The organism is Cryobacterium sandaracinum, assembly GCF_004403415.1.
GTDB lineage: Bacteria > Actinomycetota > Actinomycetes > Actinomycetales > Microbacteriaceae > Cryobacterium > Cryobacterium sandaracinum.
Map to the genome: position 1 here is coordinate 75,727 of NZ_SOGO01000031.1, position 21,541 is coordinate 97,267.

16 protein-coding genes are annotated in these 21,541 nt (G+C 68.7%); 7 read left to right on the top strand and 9 right to left on the bottom strand.

The window, feature by feature from the left end; all coding sequences use genetic code 11:
• Window positions 1–73: 73 nt before the first annotated feature.
• Genes E3T25_RS10755 through E3T25_RS10775 form a run of 5 tightly spaced genes read right to left on the bottom strand, consistent with a single transcriptional unit; the run spans window position 74 to window position 4,396 of the window.
• Entirely contained in the window at window positions 74–1,573 is a 1,500-nt protein-coding gene (locus E3T25_RS10755; RefSeq protein WP_134374282.1) for an amidohydrolase, read from the bottom strand.
• 2 nt (window positions 1,574–1,575) lie between these two features.
• On the bottom strand, window positions 1,576–2,214 hold the full coding sequence (locus E3T25_RS10760; RefSeq protein ID WP_134374192.1) for an FMN-binding negative transcriptional regulator: 639 nt from the start codon (window positions 2,212–2,214) through the stop codon (window positions 1,576–1,578).
• A 57-nt stretch (window positions 2,215–2,271) separates the two neighbouring features.
• Entirely contained in the window at window positions 2,272–3,255 is a 984-nt protein-coding gene (locus E3T25_RS10765; protein ID WP_104103336.1) for an Fpg/Nei family DNA glycosylase, read from the bottom strand.
• Between the two features lie 2 nt (window positions 3,256–3,257).
• Complete coding sequence (locus E3T25_RS10770; RefSeq protein ID WP_104103334.1) at window positions 3,258–3,746, bottom strand: ribose-5-phosphate isomerase; 489 nt, start codon at window positions 3,744–3,746, stop codon at window positions 3,258–3,260.
• A gap of 23 nt (window positions 3,747–3,769) precedes the next feature.
• Window positions 3,770–4,396, bottom strand: a complete 627-nt coding sequence (locus E3T25_RS10775; protein ID WP_134374194.1) for a mycothiol-dependent nitroreductase Rv2466c family protein — start codon at window positions 4,394–4,396, stop codon at window positions 3,770–3,772.
• Window positions 4,397–4,582: 186 nt separating this feature from the next.
• On the opposite strand from E3T25_RS10775, the gene E3T25_RS10780 reads away from it, so the two are divergent.
• Complete coding sequence (locus E3T25_RS10780) at window positions 4,583–6,169, top strand: MFS transporter (protein WP_233191541.1); 1,587 nt, start codon at window positions 4,583–4,585, stop codon at window positions 6,167–6,169.
• Between the two features lie 126 nt (window positions 6,170–6,295).
• Entirely contained in the window at window positions 6,296–7,798 is a 1,503-nt protein-coding gene (locus E3T25_RS10785) for an SDR family NAD(P)-dependent oxidoreductase (RefSeq protein ID WP_134343120.1), read from the top strand.
• Window positions 7,799–8,184: 386 nt separating this feature from the next.
• On the opposite strand, the gene E3T25_RS10790 is transcribed toward E3T25_RS10785, so the two are convergent.
• Complete coding sequence (locus E3T25_RS10790; protein ID WP_134374196.1) at window positions 8,185–8,994, bottom strand: GNAT family N-acetyltransferase; 810 nt, start codon at window positions 8,992–8,994, stop codon at window positions 8,185–8,187.
• A gap of 547 nt (window positions 8,995–9,541) precedes the next feature.
• On the opposite strand from E3T25_RS10790, the gene pepN reads away from it, so the two are divergent.
• The 3 genes from pepN (at window position 9,542) to E3T25_RS10810 (ending at window position 14,074) form a co-directional block, all read left to right on the top strand.
• Window positions 9,542–12,085, top strand: a complete 2,544-nt coding sequence (gene pepN / locus E3T25_RS10795; protein ID WP_134374284.1) for an aminopeptidase N — start codon at window positions 9,542–9,544, stop codon at window positions 12,083–12,085.
• A 296-nt stretch (window positions 12,086–12,381) separates the two neighbouring features.
• Complete coding sequence (locus E3T25_RS10805; protein ID WP_134374198.1) at window positions 12,382–13,626, top strand: mechanosensitive ion channel family protein; 1,245 nt, start codon at window positions 12,382–12,384, stop codon at window positions 13,624–13,626.
• Window positions 13,616–14,074 carry a globin gene (locus tag E3T25_RS10810; protein ID WP_134374200.1) on the top strand — a complete coding sequence of 153 codons (459 nt, stop codon included), beginning with the start codon at window positions 13,616–13,618 and terminating at the stop codon, window positions 14,072–14,074. The genes E3T25_RS10805 and E3T25_RS10810 overlap by 11 nt, the downstream gene beginning before the upstream one ends.
• Before the next feature lie 130 nt (window positions 14,075–14,204).
• Here E3T25_RS10810 and E3T25_RS10815 read toward each other — a convergent pair whose 3' ends face one another.
• The 3 genes from E3T25_RS10815 to gabT form a co-directional block, all read right to left on the bottom strand.
• A complete protein-coding gene (locus tag E3T25_RS10815; RefSeq protein ID WP_370247235.1) occupies window positions 14,205–15,599 on the bottom strand; it encodes a flavin monoamine oxidase family protein in 1,395 nt (464 codons plus the stop codon).
• Window positions 15,600–15,622: 23 nt separating this feature from the next.
• Window positions 15,623–17,086, bottom strand: coding sequence for an NAD-dependent succinate-semialdehyde dehydrogenase (locus E3T25_RS10820; RefSeq protein WP_104103314.1), 1,464 nt, complete (start codon window positions 17,084–17,086; stop codon window positions 15,623–15,625).
• Window positions 17,087–17,250: 164 nt separating this feature from the next.
• Window positions 17,251–18,612, bottom strand: a complete 1,362-nt coding sequence (gabT, locus tag E3T25_RS10825; RefSeq protein ID WP_134374204.1) for a 4-aminobutyrate--2-oxoglutarate transaminase — start codon at window positions 18,610–18,612, stop codon at window positions 17,251–17,253.
• A gap of 144 nt (window positions 18,613–18,756) precedes the next feature.
• Between gabT and E3T25_RS10830 the strand changes: the two genes are divergently transcribed.
• Both E3T25_RS10830 and E3T25_RS10835 read left to right on the top strand, forming a co-directional pair.
• Entirely contained in the window at window positions 18,757–20,322 is a 1,566-nt protein-coding gene (locus E3T25_RS10830; protein ID WP_134374206.1) for a PucR family transcriptional regulator, read from the top strand.
• 70 nt (window positions 20,323–20,392) lie between these two features.
• On the top strand, window positions 20,393–21,472 hold the full coding sequence (locus E3T25_RS10835) for an NAD(P)H-dependent flavin oxidoreductase (RefSeq protein ID WP_134374208.1): 1,080 nt from the start codon (window positions 20,393–20,395) through the stop codon (window positions 21,470–21,472).
• The last annotated feature ends 69 nt before the right edge of the window (window positions 21,473–21,541 follow it).

Sequence of the window (21,541 nt, forward strand, 5' to 3'; positions counted from 1 at the left end):
CTCAGCCTGATCGCTGGGTCGAGTTGACGACATCCCGCTGCCAACCGGATCTCGCCGGGGGTAACCCCCCAGGTCAGAGGGTGGTGTGGGTGAAGCGGCCGGCGAGCAGGGTGGCGGCCACGGGCATCCGTCGCAGGTCGGGCACTGAGGCGACGAACGGGTCGATCTCGCACACCGCGAGGTCGGCGACGTCTCCCGCCAGAACGCGGTGCCGGCCGCGCGCGGACGCGGCGAGCGCGGCCTGCCGGGAGATGGCTTGCTCGGCGTGCCAGGGTTCGCGGCTGCCGCGAGTGCGCCCGACGGCGGCGGCGATGCTCACCCACGGGTCCAGCGGAGCGACCGGGGCGTCGGACCCGAGCGCGAGCGTGACCCCGGCGTTCAGCAGGCTCTTCAGCACGAAGGCCCGGTCGGTGCGTCCCACCCAGTAGCGGTCGGCGACGTCCCGGTCGTCGAGGGCGTGCTCGGGCTGCACGCTCGCTACCACGCCGAGCCGGGCGAAACGGGCGACGTCCTCCCTCGTGAGCAGCTGCGCGTGCTCGATGCTGCCGGCGCAGCCGAGCTGCTCGAAGGCGTCGAGGGCCAGCGCGTTGGCCCGGTCGCCGATGGCGTGCACGGCGGGGCGGATGCCCGCGGCCACGGCCCGGCCCAGGTGCGCGAGCAGCTCCTCCGGCGGCACGGTGAGCATCCCGCGTGACCCGGGCTGGCCCTCCAGGCCGGGGTACTCGTCGACGCAGTACGCGGTGCGGGTGTTCAGCGAGCCGTCGGTGATCACCTTGCAGGATCCCACCGTGAGCAGCCCGCCGGTGCCGTCGATGCCGGCCCCACTCCGCAGACCGAGTGCGATGGCGCGCTCCAAATGCTGGGTGTAGATACCGAACTCCACCCGCAGCGAGTCGGTGCCGCCCTGGATGCGCCGCAGCCAGGTGGCGAGGTTCCAGTCCATCTCCATGTCGACGATGCCCACGACCCCGCGAGCCGCCGCGGTCCGGGCCGCGCTGTCGGCCCAGCCGTCCATCACGACATCGGGCACCTCGGCGAGCGTGCGCACCACGGCGAAGCAGTCCTCCTCACGGAGCAGCCCGGTCGGGTGCTCCGTGTGGCCGTGGCGGGCGAGCGCGGCCGAGTTCAGCCAGCATGAGTGTAGGTCACCGCTGATCAACACGGTCGGAACGGTGCCGGCGGCGGCGTCCAGCAGGGGCCGGCTCGGGGCATCCGGCCACAGAGCGTCGCGAAACCCGAACCCGACCAGGGTCTCCCCCCTCGAAACGCCGGGCACCCGTTCGGCCACCAGGTCGGCCGCGGCGGCGGCACTGTCGGTGCCGGACAGATCCAGCCGCTGATTCGTCTGCGCCCACTGGCTGAAGTGCACGTGGTTGTCCCAGAGGCCCGGAATCAGCCAGCGTTCTTCCAGATCGACCGAACGGATGCCCGCAGCCGACTGACTCAGATACCCGAGCCGGCGCACCCGGCCGTCGACGATCAGCGTGTCGACGATCTCGTCGCTTCCCGGCAGCCGGCCGTTCCGCAAGACGAGCGGAGGGGCCGACGCTGTTGCCGGAGCGGGCGTGGACACGCTCACCGGTCGACCCCGTGCACCCGGCGCATTTCGGCTGCCAGGCCCGGGCTCGCATAGGGACCGTCTCCCTCGAGTTCACCCAGAATGCGCGCCACGGTCTCGGCCGGCTTGTTCTGGCTGAGCTTGCTCTTGGCGGTGAGGCGGTTCACCCTGAGCCGGAAGCCGACCGTACCGGCCGCAATACGGGCGGCGTAGGCGGCGTTGGCCTCGGTGCCGGACAGGCGACGCGGTTCAGGCATCCGCTCCTCGAAGTGGTCGACCAGGCGGTCCAGCACCCGCAGGTTCTCCTCGTCGCTGAGTAGTTCGGGTGTGCCGTTCAGGTGCGCGGCGACGAAGTTCCAGGTGGGAACGGCGGGCGCCGCGTCGTACCAGCCGGGCGAGATGTAGCCGTGGGGTCCCTGGATGATCACCAGCAGCTCGTGCCGGCCGAGTTCGTGCAGGGCCTCGTCGGGGCGTCCGACGTGGCTGACCAGCACGATTCCGTCGGTCTCGTCGGCCTCCTCGTCGAGCAGTACCGGGTAGTGCGAGGCCACCAGACCGGACTCGGTGTGGCTGATCAGCGTGGCCCGTGGGTTCTCCCGGATGAGACGGCGGATCTCGGCCGGGTCGCCCTGCTCAAAAATGGGGTTGTGTCTCATCGGTGTCCCGTTCTGGTCGTGGGTTCAGATCAGGTGAAGCAGATCAGGGCGAGCAGGTCAGGCCTGGCATTTCGGGCACCAGTAGAGCTTGCGTGCGGCCATCTCCTCAACGGTGATGTGGGTGCCGCAGACCCGGCAGGGCAGCCCCTCGCGCTTGTACACCCAGTGCCGGTCGGCCCGTCGCCTCAGGGCTCGCCCATAAGCCGCGTCGCCGAGGCCGTCCATGGTCATCATCTGCCCGGTCGACACGCCGATCTTCAGCAGGTGCGCCCAGTCTCGCCAGAGCGCACGGGACTGCTCGTCGCTGAGCGACTTGCCCGGCGCATACGGGTTCAGGCGCGCACGGAAGAGCAACTCGGCCCGGTAGACGTTGCCGATGCCGCTGACCACCAACTGGTCCATCAAAAGGCGCCCGATCGGGGTGGGCTTCTTCCGCACCACCGTGACGAAGCGGTCCTCGGCGGCGCGGCTGTCGTCGAGCATCGGGTCCGGCCCGAGACGGTCCATCGCCACGTGCACCTCCTGAGAGTCGAGCACCACGCAAGCCGTGGGCCCGCGCAGGTCCGCAACGACGTCGTCGGCCAGCAGACGCACCCGCACCTGGCCGATGGGTGCGGGCGGGAAGCCGTCGGGCTCGACGCTGACCTTCTCGTCTTCCGCCATCCGCAGCCGGGTCAGCCGGGGCGCGCCGATGCTCTGCAGCGAGTCCTCCCCCGCCAGGCCCTGCATGACGTCACCCGCGTCGCGCCTGACGGTCCGGCGCCTGCGACCCTTGATGGCGGCGTCCGTACCGTGCGCTTGGATGTCCCCGGCAAAGTCCCAGGCGCCGTAGAGCCCCAGGTGCACGCGCAGCCAGAGCCCGTTGTCGAATTCGAGGAACATCTGCTTGCCGACGGCACGGGCATCCGTCATGATGTGGCCGTCGAGCATCGCCGCGCCGTCCACGAAGCGGCCCTGCGGCGACGACAGTCGGATGCTTTTACCCACGAAGTTGCGGGCGAACTGGCGCGCAATGCGGTGGACGGAATGACCCTCAGGCACGGCTAGTCGGCGAGACGCGTGCCGTTGATGGTGCAGTGCGCCTCGTACTCCGCCAGCTGCAGGATGCGGCGGCAGTGGCGTTCGTCGCCGGGGAACGGCTCCGAGATAAAGGCGTCGATGAAGTCGATGGCGTCCTCGATGCTGTGCTGCCTGGCACCGATGGAGATGACGTTCGCGTCGTTGTGCTCGCGGGCGAGCCTGGCGGTACTGAGGCTCCAGACCAGCGCGGCGCGCACGCCCTTCACTTTGTTAGCGGCCATCTGCTCGCCGTTGCCCGAGCCGCCGAAGACGACGCCGAGCGCGTCGACGCCGACGGACAGGTCGGCGACGACGGCCTCGGCCGCCCGGATGCAGAAACCGGGGTAGTCGTCGAGGGCGTCGTAGACCTCCGGCCCGTGGTCCACGACTTCGTGACCGGCAAGGGCGAGGTGCGTGACCAGCTGGTGGCTGAAGTCGAGGCCGGCGTGGTCAGTGGCGATGTGGATGCGCATGCAACCGATTATATTTACTCGGCTTACTCGGCTGGTACCGTCGCAGCCGCGGCGAAGATCGGCTCGCGGGTGCGGGAGCGCTTCAGCTCGAAGAAACCGTCGTACCCGGCAACGGCCACCACACCGTCCCAAAGCTTGAGCGCCGCATCTCCGCTCGGCGCGGGCGAGATGACCGGGCCGAAGAAGGCCACGTCGTTCACGGCGATGACGGGGGTGCCGACATCCTGGCCCACCCGCTCCATGGCGTCGAAGTGGCTGGCGCGCATCTGCACGTCGTAGTGGTCGCTGTCGGCCCACTCCGCGAACGATGCCGGCAGGCCCACCTCGGCGAGCGCGGCGGGAATGACCTCGTCGGGGTTTGTGCTGCCACCGAGGTGGATGCGGGCGCCCAGGGCATCGTAGAGCGCCTTGACCGTTTTCTGGCCGTGCAGTTCCTGTGCGGCAGCAACCAGGCGGGTGTACTTGAGAGCCCGGGGGAAGAACGCGCGGTACTCCTCGGACACGTCCTGGTCCTCGTTCAGGACGGCGAGGCTCATCACCTTCCACTCGACGTCGAAACCGCGCAGGGCGGAGACCTCCTCCACCCAGCGGGAGGTCATCCAGGCCCAGGGGCAGGAGGGGTCGAACCAGAACTTCACAGAGTCAGCCATGGGGCCCAGCCTAAGTGTCTCCCGGCTGGGAAAGCGCCGACGGAGACCGAACGTAAACCCCTGTCCAGAGAGGGTATCCTCGGCAAAATGTCTGGTTGTTGCCCATTTCCGACTAAAATTGTTCGTTATGCCCGAAAGCGGGCCCCTTTTTTTCGCAGCAACATGATCTCTACGAGAGAAGTTCCCATGCCCAGAACCAGCTCACTTTCCGGTGCCGACGGCACGGCGGTGAAGACCAAGAATCCGCTCCTGCAGCGCCGCTTGAAGGTGTCGCACGTGAACGTGGTCGATCAGTCAAGGCTGAAGAAAGCCCTCGGCGGAACCATCGTGGGAAACACGATGGAGTGGTACGACGTCGGCGTGTTCGGCTACCTCATCACGACCATGGGTCCGGTGTTCCTGCCCGAGTCCGACCCGACCGTGCAGACCCTGTTCCTGCTCGGCACCTTCGCCGCGACGTTCATCGCCCGTCCGCTGGGTGGTGTGTTCTTCGGCTGGCTCGGGGACAAGATCGGCCGCCAGAAGGTGCTGTCGATGACCCTGATCCTGATGGCGGCATCCACTTTCGCCGTGGGCCTGCTGCCCGGCTACGCCCAGGTGGGCATGCTCGCCGCCGCGCTGCTGGTCTTCACCAAACTCGTGCAGGGCTTCTCCACCGGCGGTGAGTACGCCGGTGCGACCACCTTCGTGAGCGAGCACTCGCCCGACAAGCACCGCGGCTTCTTCGCCAGCCTGCTCGATATGGGCAGCTACCTCGGCTTCGCCATCGGCGCCGCGCTCGTGTCCATCCTGCAGGTCACCCTCGGGCAGCCCGTCATGGAAGACTGGGGTTGGCGCATCCCATTCCTGATCGCCGGACCGCTCGGCCTGATCGCCATCTGGTTCCGTCTGAAGATCGAGGAATCCCCCACCTTCCAGGCCACCCTGGACGCGAAGGAACTGGCCGCGACCGACCCGTCGTTCTCCGACGAGTCCGCCCCGTCCAACAGCCCGGTCAGCATTTTCAAGAACCACTGGCGCGGCATCATCGTCGCCATGATCCTCGTCGCCGCGGCCAACACGCTCGGCTACGCGCTCACCTCATACATGCCGACCTACCTCACCGCCACCAAGGGCTACGACGAGCTGCACGGGACACTGCTCACCATCCCGATCCTCGTTATCATGGCGCTCTGCATCCCCCTGGCCGGCCGCCTGTCCGACAAGATCGGTCGTCGTCCCGTGCTCTGGATGGGTTCGCTCAGCGCCGTAGTGCTCTCCATCCCCGCCTTCATGCTGATCGGCGTCGGCGAGATCTGGACGACGCTGCTCGGCCTGGCTCTGATCGCCCTGCCCGTCACGTTCTACGTCTCCAACCTCGCCTCGGCCCTGCCGGCGCTGTTCCCGACCGAAAGCCGTTACGGTGCCATGGGCATCGCATACAACTTCTCGGTGGCCATCTTCGGTGGCACGACGCCTTTCATCATCGCGGCGCTGATCGCCACGACCGAGAACGACATGATGCCGGCTTACTACCTGATGGGGACATCCGTCATCGGTGGAATCGCGATCTTCTTCCTGCGCGAGTCTGCCGGGCGTCCGCTGATCGGCTCGATGCCCAGCGTGGACTCGGTTTTCGAGGCCCGTGAACTGGTAGCCACGCAGGATGACAACCCTGCCCTGGACACCGACGAGATGCCGTTCGACGAGACCTATGAGCCGCCGACCTCGTCGATGGATCTCTCATCGCTCGCGACGGAGCCGGAAACCGAGCCGGAGCCGCTGAAGGTCTAGCGACACCCTGCTGCATCGACCGGTGGCCCGGCGTGCGGAGACCCTGGTCTCGGCGCGCCGGGCCACCGGTCTGTGTGCTGTGTGCACCGGGCCGGGCCATCGCGGGGGCCATCGTAGAATTGTTCGATGACCACGACGCCTCCGACCGAGCCCGCTCCCGGGGCCGTGTCCACCCTCAGCATCGACCCTGCCGAGATGGCGATCGCCCTGCGCGTGCTCGCCTCGCTCAGCGAGATCGACCCCGAAGACCCCGATTTCGTCACCGTGCGGCAGGCCACCGCCAAGATGTTCAAGTCCGTCAAGATGGTGCGACGCGGCGAGAAGCGGCAGGCGATTGCGGATGCCGACCGGGAGGTCATCGCCGCGACCGCGACCGGCGCCGCCACCCGCATCGACGACGAGACCATTGGCGCCCAGCTGCGCCTGGGCACCGACCGGGCGTCGGCCGGCGAGTTGCTCGTGCCGCGGGCCTGCTACATCTGCAAACAGAAGTACACCCTCGTCGACGCCTTCTACCACCAGCTCTGCCCTGCCTGCGCGGCGATGAGCCATGAGAAGCGGGATGCCCGCACCGACCTGACCGGCAGGCGCGCCCTACTCACGGGCGGCCGCGCCAAGATCGGCATGTACATCGCCCTGCGCCTGCTGCGCGACGGCGCCCACACCACCATCACCACCCGGTTCCCGCGCGACGCGGTGCGCCGCTTCAGCGCCATGCCGGACTCGGCCGACTGGTTGCACCGTCTCCGCATCGTCGGGATCGACCTGCGCGACCCGGCCCAGGTGATCGGCCTGGCCGACTCCGTCGCCGCGGCCGGGCCGCTGGACATCCTGATCAACAACGCCGCCCAGACCGTGCGCCGCTCCCCCGGCTCCTACTCGATGCTGGTCGAGGCCGAGCAGTCGCCGCTGCCGGAGGGCGTCATCCCGGAGATCGTCACGTTCGGGCACACCAGTGACGCGCACCCGACCGCGCTCGCGGCATCCGTCACCAGCCACCCGATCCTGGCCGCAGCAGCCGGAGCGAGTGGCGCACTCACGGCCGACGACCTGACCGCCCTGGCGCTCGCACCGGGCTCCTCGTCTCTCGCGCGTCTCGCCGCCGGCACCGCGATCGACGCCGGCGGGCTCGTGCCCGACCTGCACTCCCGAAACAGCTGGACCGCGAACGTGGAAGACGTCGACCCGCTGGAGATGCTGGAGGTGCAGCTGTGCAACACCACGGCCCCGTTCCTGCTGGTGAGCCGTCTGCGTGGCTCGCTCGCGGCATCCGACGCCCGCCGCACCTACATTGTGAACGTGTCGGCGATGGAGGGCGTGTTCGGCCGCGGCTACAAGGGGCCCGGCCACCCGCACACGAACATGGCCAAAGCCGCGCTGAACATGCTCACCCGCACGAGCGCGAAGGAAATGCTGTCCGACGGCATCCTGATGACCAGCGTCGACACCGGCTGGATCACCGACGAGCGGCCGCACCCCACCAAGATCCGCCTCGCCGAGGAGGGCTTCCACGCCCCACTCGACCTGGTCGACGGCGCGGCGAGGGTCTACGACCCGATTGTGCGCGGCGAGGGCGGCGAGGACCTCTGCGGCGTCTTCCTCAAGGACTACAAGCCCGGCGCCTGGTAGCCGGGGCAGGTCGTCGGCGGGGTCGGCCTGCGAGTCGGCGGGTCAAGTCGGCGGGGTCGGCCTGCAAGTCGGCGGGTCGAGTCGGCGAGTCGAGTCGGCGAGTCGGCGGGTCGAGTCGGCGAGTCGGCGGGTCGGCGGGTCGAGTCGGCGAGTCGAGTCGGCGAGTCACGTCGGCGCGCTGGACAGGCAGCAGGACAGCCGGCAGGCCCCTCACCAATTCGACGGAGATTTTGAGGTTTGCGCACCCGGGCGGCCGGTTGCGGCCTGGTTTCGGCAGAATCTCCGTCGAATTGGTTCGGGCGGGCGACATGGTGCGGGCCATTTTGGTGCGGCGAGCGGATGCCGCTGGGTGCCGGCACCGGGATCGCGCCCCGCCGAACCGCACCTCAGTCAGGAGCCGGCGGGGTCCAGACCCAGGGGGTCGTCGTCGTGATGGCCTGAAAGCCCAGCCGCAGCAGGATCGGTTTGCTATCGTCGGAGGCATCCACTTGCAGGTAGCGCACACCGCGTTGGTGCGCGAGCCGCGCGCGGTATGCCACCAGCGCCCGGTAGATGCCGCGGCCCCGCCAGGCGGCCAGGGTCGACCCACCCCAGAGTCCCGCGAAATCAGTGCCGCGGGTGAACTCGAGCCGGCACGAGGAGACGAGCTCGCCGCCGTGCACGCCGCCGGCCTCGGCGACGAACACGAGCACGTCGCCCGGGGCATCACGCACACCGGCCTCCAGCTGGTCGGCCAGCCAGGCGTAGTCCTCGTCCCAGACCTGCGACTGCAGCGCGGCGATGCGCTCGAAGTCGGCCCGGGTGTCGACCTGCCTGATCGTGACGCCGACCGGCAGCACCGGCACGGCGTTCAGGCGTTCGGTCTCGGCGACGACGACCGTCTCCAGCTCCTCGGCCACGAAGCCGGCCGCAAGCAGGCGGTCCGGCAGATCGGCTGGCAGGTCGTGGCCGCGGGTCTTCCACTCGAAGGCCTCGCCGCGGGCAGCGAAGAAATCGCGGTGCTCCGCGATCAGGGCGTCGAGCGCCGCGCCGGTCGCACCCACGTCGCGAGCGGTCTCGACGAGCCCCTGGTGCCGTCCCAAGATCCGCAGAACCGGGCCCGACAGTTCGTAACGGATGCCCGTGGGCCGGTCGGTCGGAACCCAGAGCCGAAGCTGTGCGTCGTAGGCATCACGGAGCGCGTCTCGGGTTGTCATTGTGGATAACCCTAGAGCCGCCCAGAACGAATTCGACGGAGATTTTGCGCGAAACGGCTCCACGGAGGCCTTAATCCGCCCTTTTCCGCAGAATCTCCGTCGAATTGACTCCACGCCCGACACCGGACGCGGGACACCAGACACCGGATGACGGGTGAGCGCACGCGCACGACCGGGCGACGCCTCCGCTCACCTGCCGGGGCGACGGTCCCTGCTCACCGCCAGTGCAGCGCCCGCCTATGCGGCCGGGGGACTGCGAGGAGTTCGGCATCGGGCGCGAGCACGAAGCCGTTTCAGAGCCGAGAACCGGCGATCGGAGCGGAGGTCGCCGGGTCATCCGACACTTTGTGCGCCCACGCCTCTTAGCAGGCGCTCATGCCGCGCGCTCCCACGTCAGCAAACTCACGGTACCGGTCGTCCGTCGCGGCCCACGGGTCGGTGCTTACCCTCGTGCAGACACCATATTCCTTGGCTAGGCTGATTGTCGGTGCGCGGCGCCACAAGCGTCGGCGCGCGTGCAGACCGCGAAACCGAGATGGAGAAACCGTTGCCCGGAGAGAACCTCACCAGGATCGAAGCCCAGGAGCGCGCCGCGCTCATCACCGTTCAGAGCTACGAGGTCACCCTCGACCTCACGACCGGACCGGAAACGTTCGGCAGCGAGACCACGGTGCACTTCACCGCGACGCCCGGCGCGTCCACCTTCATCGACGCGATCACCCGCACCGTGCACTCGGTGACGCTGAACGGCGCCGCGCTCGACCCCTCACTCGTCAGTGACGGCATCCGGATTCAGCTCGACGGCCTAGCCGCCGAGAATACGCTCACCGTCGTCGCCGACGCCGAGTACACGAACACCGGCGAGGGCCTGCACCGCTTCGTCGACCCGGTCGACAACGAGGTCTACCTGTACAGCCAGTTCGAGGTGCCCGACTCCCGCCGCGTCTTCGCCGTGTTCGAGCAGCCCGACCTCAAGGCCACGTTCGCCTTCACCGTCACCGCCCCCGGCGCCTGGGAAGTCATCTCCAACTCCGTCACGCCCGAGCCGACGGATGCCGGCAGCGGCCACAAGACCTGGGCGTTCGCCCCCACCCACACCATCTCCAGCTACATCACTGCCCTCGTCGCCGGCCCTTACGCAGTCGTGCGCAGCGAGCTGACCTCCAACGACGCCCGCGTCATCCCGCTCGGGCTCTTCTGCCGTAAAAGCCTGTTCGAGTTCCTCGACGCGGATTACCTGTTCGAGAAGACCCGCCAGGGCTTCGCATACTTCGAGGGCAAGTTCAACTACCCGTACCCGTTCGACAAGTACGACCAGATGTTCGTGCCGGAATTCAACGCGGGCGCCATGGAGAACGCCGGCGCGGTCACCTTCACGGAGACGTACGTGTTCCGGTCCAAGGTCACCGACGCCATCAAGGAACGCCGCGTCGTCACCGTGCTGCACGAACTGGCGCACATGTGGTTCGGCGACCTCGTCACCATGAAGTGGTGGAACGACCTGTGGCTGAACGAGTCGTTCGCCGAGTGGGCGTCGACCATGGCAACCGCCGAGGCCACCGAGTGGACCGAAGCGTGGACCACCTTCGCCGTGATGGAGAAGAGCTGGGCCTACAAGCAGGACCAGCTGCCCTCCACCCACCCGATCACCGCCACGATCAACGACCTCGAAGACGTGCAGGTCAACTTCGATGGCATCACCTACGCCAAGGGCGGCTCCGTGCTCAAGCAGCTCGTGGCCTGGGTCGGCCGCGATGAATTCTTCGCCGGCGTCGCCGCGTACTTCCAGAAGCACCAGTGGGGCAACACCGAGCTGACCGACCTGATGGCCCTGCTCGAAGCCTCCAGCGGCCGCGATCTCACCGAGTGGACGAAGCTGTGGCTCGAGACCGCGGGCGTGAACACGCTGCGTCCCGAGATCGTCGTGGACAAGTCCGGCGCCATCACCGGCTTCACGGTGCTGCAGACCGCCGCGGCCGACTACCCCACCATCCGCCCGCACCGCCTCGCCATCGGCTTTTACGACCGGGTGGACGGCGCCCTGGTGCGCACTCACCGGATCGAGATCGACGTCGACGGCGAGCAGACGGATGTCCCGTCACTGCTCGGCCGCCAACAACCCGACCTCGTTCTGCTCAATGACGATGACCTGGCCTACGCCAAGATCCGCCTCGACCCGGAATCGCAGGAGGTGGCCCTCGAGAACCTCTCCGCGATCGAGAGCCCCCTCGCCCGCGCCATCATCTGGGGCGCGGTCTGGGACGCCACCCGCGACGCCGAGACCTCGGCGCGCGACTTCATCACGCTTGTGCTCGGCAACGTCGCGACGGAATCCGAGTCCACCACGCTGCGCACCGTGCTCGGCCAGGTTGTGCTCGCCGCCTCGTACTACGTCGCCGAGGAATTCCGTACGAGTACAGTCAAGGAGGTCGGTGACGCGCTCTGGTCCCTCGCCCGCCACGCCGACGCCGGCAGCGACGAGCAGTTCCAGTTCGTGAAGTTCTTCGCCGCCATCGCGACCACCGACAGCCAGCTGGCATCCGTTGCCGCGCTGCGTGGTGGCACGGCGCCGCTCGACGGCCTCGAGATCGACACCGACCTCTCCTGGGAGCTGCTCATCGCCCTCGTAGCCGGCGGCAAGGCCGACGCGGTCGAGATCGACGCAGCACTGGCCGCGGACAACACCGCGACCGGCGCTCAGTCGGCCGCGCAGGCCCGCGCCGCCATCCCCACCCTGGAGGGCAAGCAGTCCGCCTGGTCGTCTCTGATCGACGTGGACACCGCGCCGAACACCATCGTGCGGGTCACGGCAGCCGGTTTCCTACGGGCCAACGACACCACGTTGCTGGAGCCGTTCGTCGAGCAGTACTTCGCCATGTTGCAGCCGGTTTGGGCCGCCCGCAGCTTCTCCATCGCGGAAAAGCTGGTGCTCGGCCTATACCCGGCGCCGTTGGCTGACCGGGCGCTCGTCACCGCGACGCGAAAGTGGCTCGACGCCAACCCGGAGCCGCTCGCACTGCGTCGCCTGGTGATCGAGAACCTGGCCGGGGTCGAACGCGCCCTCGCCGCCCAGGCGCGCGACGCGGAGTAGCCGCGCCGAGGCATCCGCCCGCCCGCGCCGTTCGTGCCCCACGCCGCATCCGCCCTCGCCCTCGCCCCCGTCCCCACCCCCGCTCTCGCTCTCGCTCCCACCCTCGCCCTCGCCCCTAATAAATTCGACAAAGATTCTGCTCCCCGAGCCGCACAAAACCGGTTCAGCTCGTCACCTGGGTAGAAATCTCCGTCGAATTCGTTCGGGCGGGTGGCAGGGGTCAACAGGGTGCGGCTGGGTGCGGAGCCGCGGACTCAGGACTTGGACAGGACGCGGCTCTGTAGACTCGGATCGTTATGGACTTTGACGCAATCTGGCTTGAACTGATTCAATTTTTCAAAATCGACCTGTGGCTCAGGGTCATCAATATCGTCGTCATCATTGTGGCCGCGCTGGTCATCCGGTGGGTGTTGCGCTTCGTGATCGACCGCGTCGTGCAACAGATCGTCACGGGGGTCAAGAAGACACAGAACGTGGAGGACACGCAGGCGCTGAGCGTTTCGCCGCTAGCCGCCGTGCGCGTCGTGCAGCGCACCCGCACCCTCGGTTCGGTGCTCTCGAATATCATCAACGTGACCCTGTTGATCGTGACTATCCTGCTGATCGTCAACATCATCAACAATGAAATCCTGGGCTCTTTCGCCCTGCTGACGGCCGCGCTCGGCGCCGGTCTCGGTTTCGGCGCGCAGAACATCGTCAAGGACATCCTGAACGGGCTGTTCATGGTCGTGGAGGACCAGATCGGCGTGGGCGACATCGTCGACGTGGGCTTCGCTTCCGGGGTCGTGGAGACCGTCGGCATCCGTGTCACCCAGGTGCGTGACATCGACGGCACTCTGTGGTTCGTGCGCAACGGTGAGATCCTGCGCGTCGGCAACATGTCCCAGGGCTGGGCGCGCGTGATCATCGACCTCGCCATCCCCTACTCGTCCGATGTCGAGGCGGTGCAGAACGAGTTGCTGCGCGTCGCGAAGGCGCTCGCCTCCAGCCGCAAGTGGCGGTCGGTGATATTGGAGAAGCCGGAGATCTGGGGACTCGAGTCGATCTCCGCCGAGGCCCTCGTCGTGCGCCTCGTCGTCAAGACCCGGGTGGCGGCGAAGTGGGACTTCGCCCGCGACCTGCGCCTGCACCTGAAGAAGGCGCTGGACGGGCTCGGCATCGGTCTGACTCCGCTCAACAGCGTGGTCATGGCCGGCACGGATGGCACGGTCGCCGCCGGCTCCGACCCCGGCTCCGAGGGAACGCCCGACGCGGCCGCGGAAGCAGCCGCGGCCATGCCGGACCTCACCACCGGCCCGTTCACGGCCCCGATCCCGGTGCGGAAGAAAAAGGCTCCCCGCGCACCCCGCCGACCCAAGAACGCCGCGACCGCGCTGCCCCAGGAGGCCCACCCACGCGCAGCGTCAGCGGATGTTTCCGGTACAGACCCGGCTGTGCCCACGGCCCCGACACCCAAGACCGCGGCACCCAAGGCCCCGACACCCAAGACCGAGGCACCCACGCACACGGCACCAGATCCGGAGACTCACGATGACGAATGACGCCGGCGCCCCCACTCCTGCCACGCCCGGTGCGGTCCACCTGCGCGCGGGCGAGAACGGCACCGCGATCGGCGCCACGTTCTACGAGCAGGTCGGCGGTAGGCCGTTCTTCGAGAATCTGGTGAACGAGTTCTATCGCGGCGTCGCCACCGACCCGGTACTGAAGCCGATGTACCCCGAGGACGACCTGGCCCCGGCCGCCGAGCGTCTGACCATGTTCCTCGAGCAGTTCTGGGGTGGCCCGACCACCTACAGCGAGCAGCGCGGCCACCCGCGGCTGCGCCAACGGCACCAGCCCTTCAAGGTGAACCCGGATTCCCGCGACCGCTGGCTGAACCACATGCGCGCCGCCGTCGACAAGGCCGCTCTTGCACCGCTGCAGCGCGACCAGCTCTGGGACTACCTCGAGCGCGCGGCCTTCGCAATGCTCAATACCTTCGACGAGTAGCAGCGCACCCGCTCTCGGCGCACCCTTGGGACGCAGGCGCACGTTCTACCGTGCGCCCGCTTCTGCAATCTGCGCCGCGAGACACAGGCCGACCGAACCAGGCCGGCCGACGGATGCCGCCGCGCCTGCTTTACAAGTCGAGCTCGGCGACGATCTCCGCGGCCGTTGCGCGTCCCATCCGAATTGCGCCGTCGACGTGTTGGTAGCCCTTTCCGGCGAGGTCGCTGCAGGAGAACAGGATCGGGCCAACCGGTGTGCGCAGGTCCGCGCCGAAGCGAGCCAGCCCGCCCAGGTCGAAGCTCGCCGCGTAGGCGCCGCGGGTCCACTCTTCCGTGCCCCAGTCGCTCTCGTAGTAGACGACGGGCGTCAGTGCCTTCTGGCCGAAGTAGTGCGAGAGCGAGGTGAGGATGCGCTGCTTGCGCTCCTCCGCCGAGACGGTGAACACGCCATCGGCGGCCTCGTCGGAGACGAAGCCGACCAAAGTGCCGCGCGGGTCGTTGAAATTGGTGTTGTCGTAGGCCTCGTGGGAGAGCTCGTAGGGGCTGAAGGCCGTGCCGGAGAGGCCGTCCTCCCGCCAGAACGGGGTCTCGTAGACCGCGTGCACCTTGATCACGAAGCCCATCGAGAGGTGCTGGTGCATCATCTGCTGGCGGCGTGGCAGCGGCGGATCGAAGGAGATCCGGGTGTAGAGCACGGGAGGAACGGCAACGATCACGCGACGCGCACGCACCTCGAGGTCGTCGGTGAGCACACTCACGCCGGCGTCGCCCCAGCGCACGGTGCGGGCGGCCTGCCCGAGGAATACGTCGTCACCGAGGTTCTCGGCCAGCAGGATCGGCACCCGCTGCAGCCCGCCCACGACCCGTTCGTCGAGGATGAAGTCGGCGTCGACGAGGTTGCTGAAACTGCCGGCGCTGGCCGCCATCAGGAGGGCCTGCAGCGTGGAAAAAGCGTGCGCCGGCTTGGTCAGCATGGCCCCGGCGATGAAGAGGCTAATGTTGTCGCGGGCCTCCTGGTCGTCGGTCTCCTGCTCCAGCCAGCGCCGGAAGGAGATCTGGTCGAGCTCCACCGCACGCGGGTGTGCCCAGGGACGGTCGGGGTCCATCTGGTCCACGAGCTCGTCGAGAGTGGCGATCAGGGCCACCATCTCGCGCTCGGTGTCGGCCGAGACCGGGAAGATCTCGCCCTCGAACCGGGTTCGCTCCCCCGCGGCGTTGATGTAGACGCTTTCGCCCTCGCGGTACCGCGCAAAGGTCTCGAGGCCCAGCTCGGCGATGGTCTCCTTGAGTGCGTCCTGATCGGGCGAAACCCACTGGCCGCCGATCTCGAGCATGGCACCGTTGATGTCGTCGGTGTGGAGGCGGCCGCCGACGCGGTCTCGCGCTTCGAGCACGGCCACGGTGAGGCCGGCCTTCCGCAGCTCGGTCGCGGCGGTCAGGCCGGATGCCCCCGCGCCGATAATGACGATGTCACGTTCGATGATGCTCAAGAAGTGCTCCATTGCGTTCTGGTGGTGGGGAAGCAGGTGAAAAACAGGTACGTCGCCGGTCAGGAGACCGGGATGAGCGTGTACTTGGTGGACAGGTACTCCTGGATGCCCTCGAGCCCGCCTTCGCGGCCCAGACCGGATTGCTTGACACCGCCGAACGGTGCCGCCGCGTTGGAGACCAGGCCCGTGTTCAGACCCATCATTCCGGTTTCAAGCTTGGCGATCATCCGCTGCCCGCGGGCGAGGTCCTGGGTGTACACGTAGCTGATCAAGCCGTACTCGGTGGAGTTCGCCAGACGCACGCCCTCGGCCTCGTCGGCGAAGGTGACGATGCCAACGACCGGGCCGAAGATCTCCTCGGTCAGGAGGGCGCTGGCCGGGGCCACGTCCGTCAGCACGGTGGGCTCGTAGAAGGAGCCGGCGCCTTCGGGGCGCTTGCCGCCGGCGAGCAGGGTGGCGCCGTGGGCCAGCGCGTCCTGCACGAGGGCATCGGTGCCGGCGACGGCAGCCTCGCTGACGAGCGGGCCGATGGTGACGCCGGCTTCGGTGCCGCGGCCGATCTTCAGCGCGCCGACACGCTCGGTCAGGCGGCGGGCGAACTCGGCGGCGACGGACTCGTGCACGATGAAACGGTTGGCCGCGGTGCAGGCCTGCCCGATGTTGCGGAACTTGGCGAGCATCGCGCCCTCGACGGCCTTGTCCAGGTCGGCGTCTTCGAAGACGACGAACGGGGCGTTGCCGCCGAGCTCCATCGAGGTGCGCAGCACACCCTGGGCCGCCTGCTGAATGAGCTTGCGGCCCACGGGGGTCGACCCGGTGAAGCTGAGTTTCCGCAGCCTGGGGTCGGCGATGATCGGCCCGGCAACGGCGGAAGAGGTCGACGTGGTGATCACGTTGACGACGCCGGCCGGTACCCCGGCGTCTTCGAGCAGCTGCACGAAGAAGAGGGTGGTCAGCGGGGTCAGCTCGGCGGGCTTCACGACGACCGTGCAGCCGGCGGCGAGCGCGGGGGCGATCTTGCGGGTGGCCATGGCCAGCGGGAAGTTCCACGGAGTGATCAGCAGGCACGGTCCGACCGGATACTGAGAGACAACCATCGTGCCGGTTCCCTCCGGGTTCAGCCCGAAGCGACCGCTGATGCGCACGGCCTCCTCGCTGAACCAGCGCAGGAACTCGCCGCCGTAGGTGACCTCTCCATTAGCCTCGGCGAGAGGTTTGCCCATCTCCATGGTCATCAGCAGCGCAAAATCATCGCGGCGCTCCTGCAGCAGGTCGAAGGCCCGGCGCAGGATCTCGGCCCGCGTACGCGGCGCGGTAGCCGCCCACGACTCGGCCGCCTCGACGGCCGCATCGAGGGCACGGATGCCGTCGGCGGCATCCGCGTTCGCGATCCGTTTGAGCACAGCACCGGTCGCCGGGTCGGTGACCTCGATGGCCTTACCGCCACCCTGCTGCCAGGTGCCGTTGATGTAGAGGCCGTCCGGGACGCGGGCGAGCAGTTCGGTTTCACGAGTGGACACGATGAGACTCTTTCCGATGCGATACGGGAAATGCGAATGAAGTTTTGATCAGGGGTGGAGGCCGTGCAGAACGGGCGTTTCCGCCACCCTCCCCGCGGCGTTCCCCCAGTATGACTGATCGCCCTGTGCCCCCGTCGGCTTCGGGCAGGAGACCGCGGAGCCAGGGCTCATGCGGCGGCGAGCACGCTCACCAGCACCTGCAGGCCCTCGACGAGGAGGTCGTCGGAGATGCTCAGAGGCGGCAGGAAGCGGATCACGTTGCCGTAGGTGCCGCAGGTGAGCAGCACGACGCCCATGGCGTGGGCGGCAGCCACGACGCGGCCGGTGAGGGCGGCATCCGGGTCTCCGGTCACCGGGTCGACCAGTTCGATGGCGATCATGGCGCCGCGGCCGCGCACATCGCCCACACGCTTGTCGACGGCACGGATGGCGTTCAGCCGCTCGGTCAGGATGGCGCCGATTTCACGGGCGCGCTGGGCCAGGTTCTCGGTCTCATAGCTGCGCATGGTGGCCAGGGCCGCGGCGCAGGCGAGCGGGTTGCCGCCATAGGTGCCGCCGATGCCACCGACCTGCGGTGCGTCCATGATCTCGGCGCGGCCGGTGACGGCGGAGAGCGGCAGGCCGCCGGCGATGCCCTTGGCCATCACCATCAGGTCAGGCACGATGCCCTCGTGGTTGCTGGCGAAGAGGTCGCCGGTGCGGGCGAATCCGGTCTGCACCTCGTCGGCAATGAAGACGACCTCGTTCGCGCGGCACCAGTCCACCAGGGTGGGAAGGAAGCCGGGTGCGGGCACGATGAAGCCGCCCTCACCCTGGATCGGCTCAATGATCAGGGCGGCCAGGTTGTCGGCGCCGACCTGCTTCTCGATCTGGGAAATGGCGCGCCGGGCGGCCCCTACCCCGTCGAGTCCGGCGTCGCGGTAGGGGTACGACATGGGTGCCCGGTAGATCTCCGCGGCGAAGGGGCCGAAGCCATTCTTGTACGGCTGGTTCTTCGCGGTGAGGCCCATGGTCAGGGTGGTGCGGCCGTGGTAAGCGTGGTCGAAGGCGACGACGGCCTGCTTGCCGGTGTAGTGCCGGGCGATCTTGACGGCGTTCTCCACGGCCTCGGCGCCGGAGTTGAACAGGGCGCTGCGCTTGGCGTGGTCGCCCGGGGTGAGCCGGTTGAGCATCTCGGCTACCTCGATGTACGAGTCGTAGGGCGTCACGGTGAAGCACGTGTGCGTGAACTGGGCCAGCTGGGCGGCCACGGCGGCCACGACCTCGGGGGCGCTGTTTCCGATGCCGGTCACGGCGATGCCGCTGCCGAGGTCGATCAGGAAGTTGCCGTCGACGTCGACAAGCACACCGCCGCCGGCCGCGACGATATAGGCAGGCAGGGTCACTCCCACCCCGGCGGAGACGGCCTCGATCTTGCGACGTCCGAGCTCCTGGGACTTCGGGCCGGGGATGGCGGTGACGAGGCGGCGTTCCTGGGGAAGGGACGGCCCGCCGACCGGGATCACAGAAAGGGCGTCTACGAGGGTCATTGCTGCTCCAGTTCGCTGGCTGTTGCATCGGCGCGGGGCCGGCGACGATACCGATTCCAGAAGGCTACGCAGGGCGGCCACCCGCAACATCTGGCACCGTGTACAACGCGCGGGTGAACTTTCGCCACGTTGTACACTCGTCGCATGGCTCCGAACCTGGCCCCGCCGCTCCTGCCCACCGTGCGCCGCCTGCTGGCCCAGCCCGGCCTCCAGCTGCGCCTGCTCACGGCCGAGCCGCAGCTGCCGGCACACGCGCTCGACCAGCCCGTGGAGTGGGTGCACGGCTCCGACCTGGCCGACCCGACGCCGTTTCTCTCCGCCAGCCAGGTGCTCCTCACCACCGGCACCCAGTTCGCCGACCCGATGACGGATGCCTACTACCGCGACTACGTGCGCCGGCTCACGGCCCGCGGCATCGCCTGTCTCGGCTTCGGCACGGAGGTCGTGCGCGCCGGCACGCCGGAGGCCCTCGTTGCGGCCTGCCTTGCCGAGGGGCTGCCCCTGATCGAGGTGCCCTATGACACTCCGTTCATCGCGGTGGCCCGCGCGGCCGGCGACCTGGTCGCCGAGTTGCGCTATGCCCGCAACACCTGGGCGCTGGACGCCCAGCGGGCCATCTCGCACGCGGCCCTCCGACCCGACGGCCTGAGCAACATTCTTAGCGAGCTGTCCCGGCAGCTGGGCCACTGGGTCGCGCTCTTCGACGCGAGCGGCACGCTCGACCGGGTCTTCCCCCGCGACGCGTTCTCCGGTTCCGCCTCCTCCACCGCCCTGCCGCAGGTGCAGGCGGAGGCCGGCCGGCTGCTCCGCCGCGGGCAGCGGGCCGGCACCACCCTCGACGAGGGCGGCGAGACTTTGACCCTGCAGACCCTGGGGAGGCAGGGCCAGCTGCGCGGGGTGCTGGCCCTCGGGGGCGGCACCCTGCTCGACCAGGCCAGCCAGCAGGTGGTGACCAGCGTCATCGCCCTCGCCGGGCTCGCGCTCGAGCAGAACAGCGCCCAGGGTCGCGCCCGCGGCCACCTGCGGTCCGGGCTGCTGCAGGCGCTGCTCGGCGGCGACCTCCCGCTGGTGCAGAGCATCTCCCGGGAGCTCTGGGGTGCCCTCCCGGCCGAGCCGGTACGGGTCGCCGTCGTCTCCCCGCCGCCCGAACGCTTGGACGCTCTGGCCGAGCTGCTCGAACTGCGGGTCGAGGAACGCCCCGGGTACCTGTTCTTCGCCCGCGACGGCGGCCAGGTGCTGCTCATCCTCGATGTCGCCGCCGATCCGGTGCTCGCCGAGCTGGTGGGCCTCGGGCTGCACGTGGGCGTCTCCGACCGGAGCGCCTATCGTGCCCTGCCGCACGCGGCGGCCCAGGCCCGACAGGCGCTCGAGCGCGCCCACGAAGGCGCGGCGGGCATCGTCGAATTCGAGGTGATCTCACGGCAGGGCGTGCTCGCGTTCCTGGCCCGAACGGATGCCTCGGAGGTCGGCCGCGCCACCCTCCGGCCGCTCTCCGACCACGATGCCGCCCACGGCACGGCGCTGCTCCCCACCCTGCGGGTGTGGCTCGAGCGCAACGGCCAGTTCGGCCCGGCCGCGACGGAGCTCGGCGTGCACCGACACACCGTGCGCGGCCGGATCAGCCACGCCGAGCAGTTGCTCGGGCGGGACCTCGGCGCCTTCCACGCCCGCGCCGACCTCTGGGCGGCGCTGCTGGCGTCGGCGGGATAGGCCGGAAACACCGCACGCACGAGGCGGCTCGCACACTGTGACGCAAGCAACCACACACCGGAAAGAGACAATGTTCAGTCTGAAGGACCTTCGCATTCCGATCATCGCGGCACCCATGGCCGGTGGCGCGTCCACCCCAGCCCTGGTGCGCAGCCTCAGCGCGGGGGGCGGCCTCGGGTTCCTGGCCGCCGGGTACAAGACCCCGGATGCGCTGGCCCGGCAGATCGCCGACGTGCACCAGGGCTCGCGGCCGCCGTACGGCGTGAACGTATTCGTTCCCGGGCCACCACTGACCGACCAGGCCGGAGTCGATGCCTACCGCCGGAGCCTGGCAGCGACCGCGCTGGAACACGGCGTGGAATTGCCCCCGACACTGGCCGCGGACGATGACTGGTTCTCCGCCAAGGTGTCCCTTCTCATCGGGCACCGAGTCCCCGTGGTGTCGTTCACCTTCGGGTTACCGCCGGCCGAGGCCGTGGACGGTTTGCACGCCGTCGACGCGTGCGTGATCGCCACGGTCACCTCGGTTCGGGAGGCGGTTCTCGCGGAGGAACGCGGAGTCGATGTGCTCTGCGTGCAGGGCCCGGAAGCAGGCGGACACCGGGCGACCTTCACGACGGCCGAAGAACCGGAGACCACTCCCCTGATCGTACTGGTCCGCGCCATTTCGGACCTGGTGGTTCTGCCGCTCATCGCGGCCGGGGGCATCCACTCCGGTGCCGGGATCGCGACGCTCCTGGCGGCCGGCGCGGACGCCGTGCAACTGGGCACGGCGTTCCTCCGCACCGCGGAGTCCGGCGCCCAGCAGGCGCACAAGGACGCGCTCGTCGACCCGAACTTTGATCGCACCGTGGTCACGCGCGCGTTCTCCGGGCGTCCGGCACGGGGGCTGCGCAACGCGTTCATCATCGAGCACGACGCCACCGCGCCCCGGGCTTATCCTCAGGTGAACCATCTCACCAGTGGCCTCAGGGCGGATGCGGGTCGACGCGGCGACGCCGACGGACTCGCCCTCTGGGCGGGCACCGGCTTCCGCTCTGCCCGCGCAGAACCGGCGGCCGACGTGCTCACCCGGCTGTGGCAGGACGCCCGCGTGTCGCCGAGTCAGCGACCGGTGTCGAACCAATTCGACGGAGATTTTGATGTTTGAGCCGATTCTCGGCCAGTTTAAGGCCGATCCGGGCAAAATCTCCGTCGAATTCGTTCGGGGCACGGTGCG

What these genes read in the sequence shown, in the direction of transcription:
- E3T25_RS10760 (WP_134374192.1), bottom strand. Translation starts at nt 2,214, where the DNA reads ATGAGACACAACCCCATTTTTGAGCAGGGCGACCCGGCCGAGATCCGC.
- E3T25_RS10770 (WP_104103334.1), bottom strand. Translation starts at nt 3,746, where the DNA reads ATGCGCATCCACATCGCCACTGACCACGCCGGCCTCGACTTCAGCCAC.
- E3T25_RS10775 (WP_134374194.1), bottom strand. Translation starts at nt 4,396, where the DNA reads ATGGCTGACTCTGTGAAGTTCTGGTTCGACCCCTCCTGCCCCTGGGCC.
- E3T25_RS10780 (WP_233191541.1), top strand. Translation starts at nt 4,583, where the DNA reads ATGCCCAGAACCAGCTCACTTTCCGGTGCCGACGGCACGGCGGTGAAG.
- E3T25_RS10785 (WP_134343120.1), top strand. Translation starts at nt 6,296, where the DNA reads ATGACCACGACGCCTCCGACCGAGCCCGCTCCCGGGGCCGTGTCCACC.
- E3T25_RS10790 (WP_134374196.1), bottom strand. Translation starts at nt 8,994, where the DNA reads ATGACAACCCGAGACGCGCTCCGTGATGCCTACGACGCACAGCTTCGG.
- E3T25_RS10805 (WP_134374198.1), top strand. Translation starts at nt 12,382, where the DNA reads ATGGACTTTGACGCAATCTGGCTTGAACTGATTCAATTTTTCAAAATC.
- E3T25_RS10810 (WP_134374200.1), top strand. Translation starts at nt 13,616, where the DNA reads ATGACGAATGACGCCGGCGCCCCCACTCCTGCCACGCCCGGTGCGGTC.
- gabT (WP_134374204.1), bottom strand. Translation starts at nt 18,612, where the DNA reads ATGACCCTCGTAGACGCCCTTTCTGTGATCCCGGTCGGCGGGCCGTCC.
- E3T25_RS10830 (WP_134374206.1), top strand. Translation starts at nt 18,757, where the DNA reads ATGGCTCCGAACCTGGCCCCGCCGCTCCTGCCCACCGTGCGCCGCCTG.
- E3T25_RS10835 (WP_134374208.1), top strand. Translation starts at nt 20,393, where the DNA reads ATGTTCAGTCTGAAGGACCTTCGCATTCCGATCATCGCGGCACCCATG.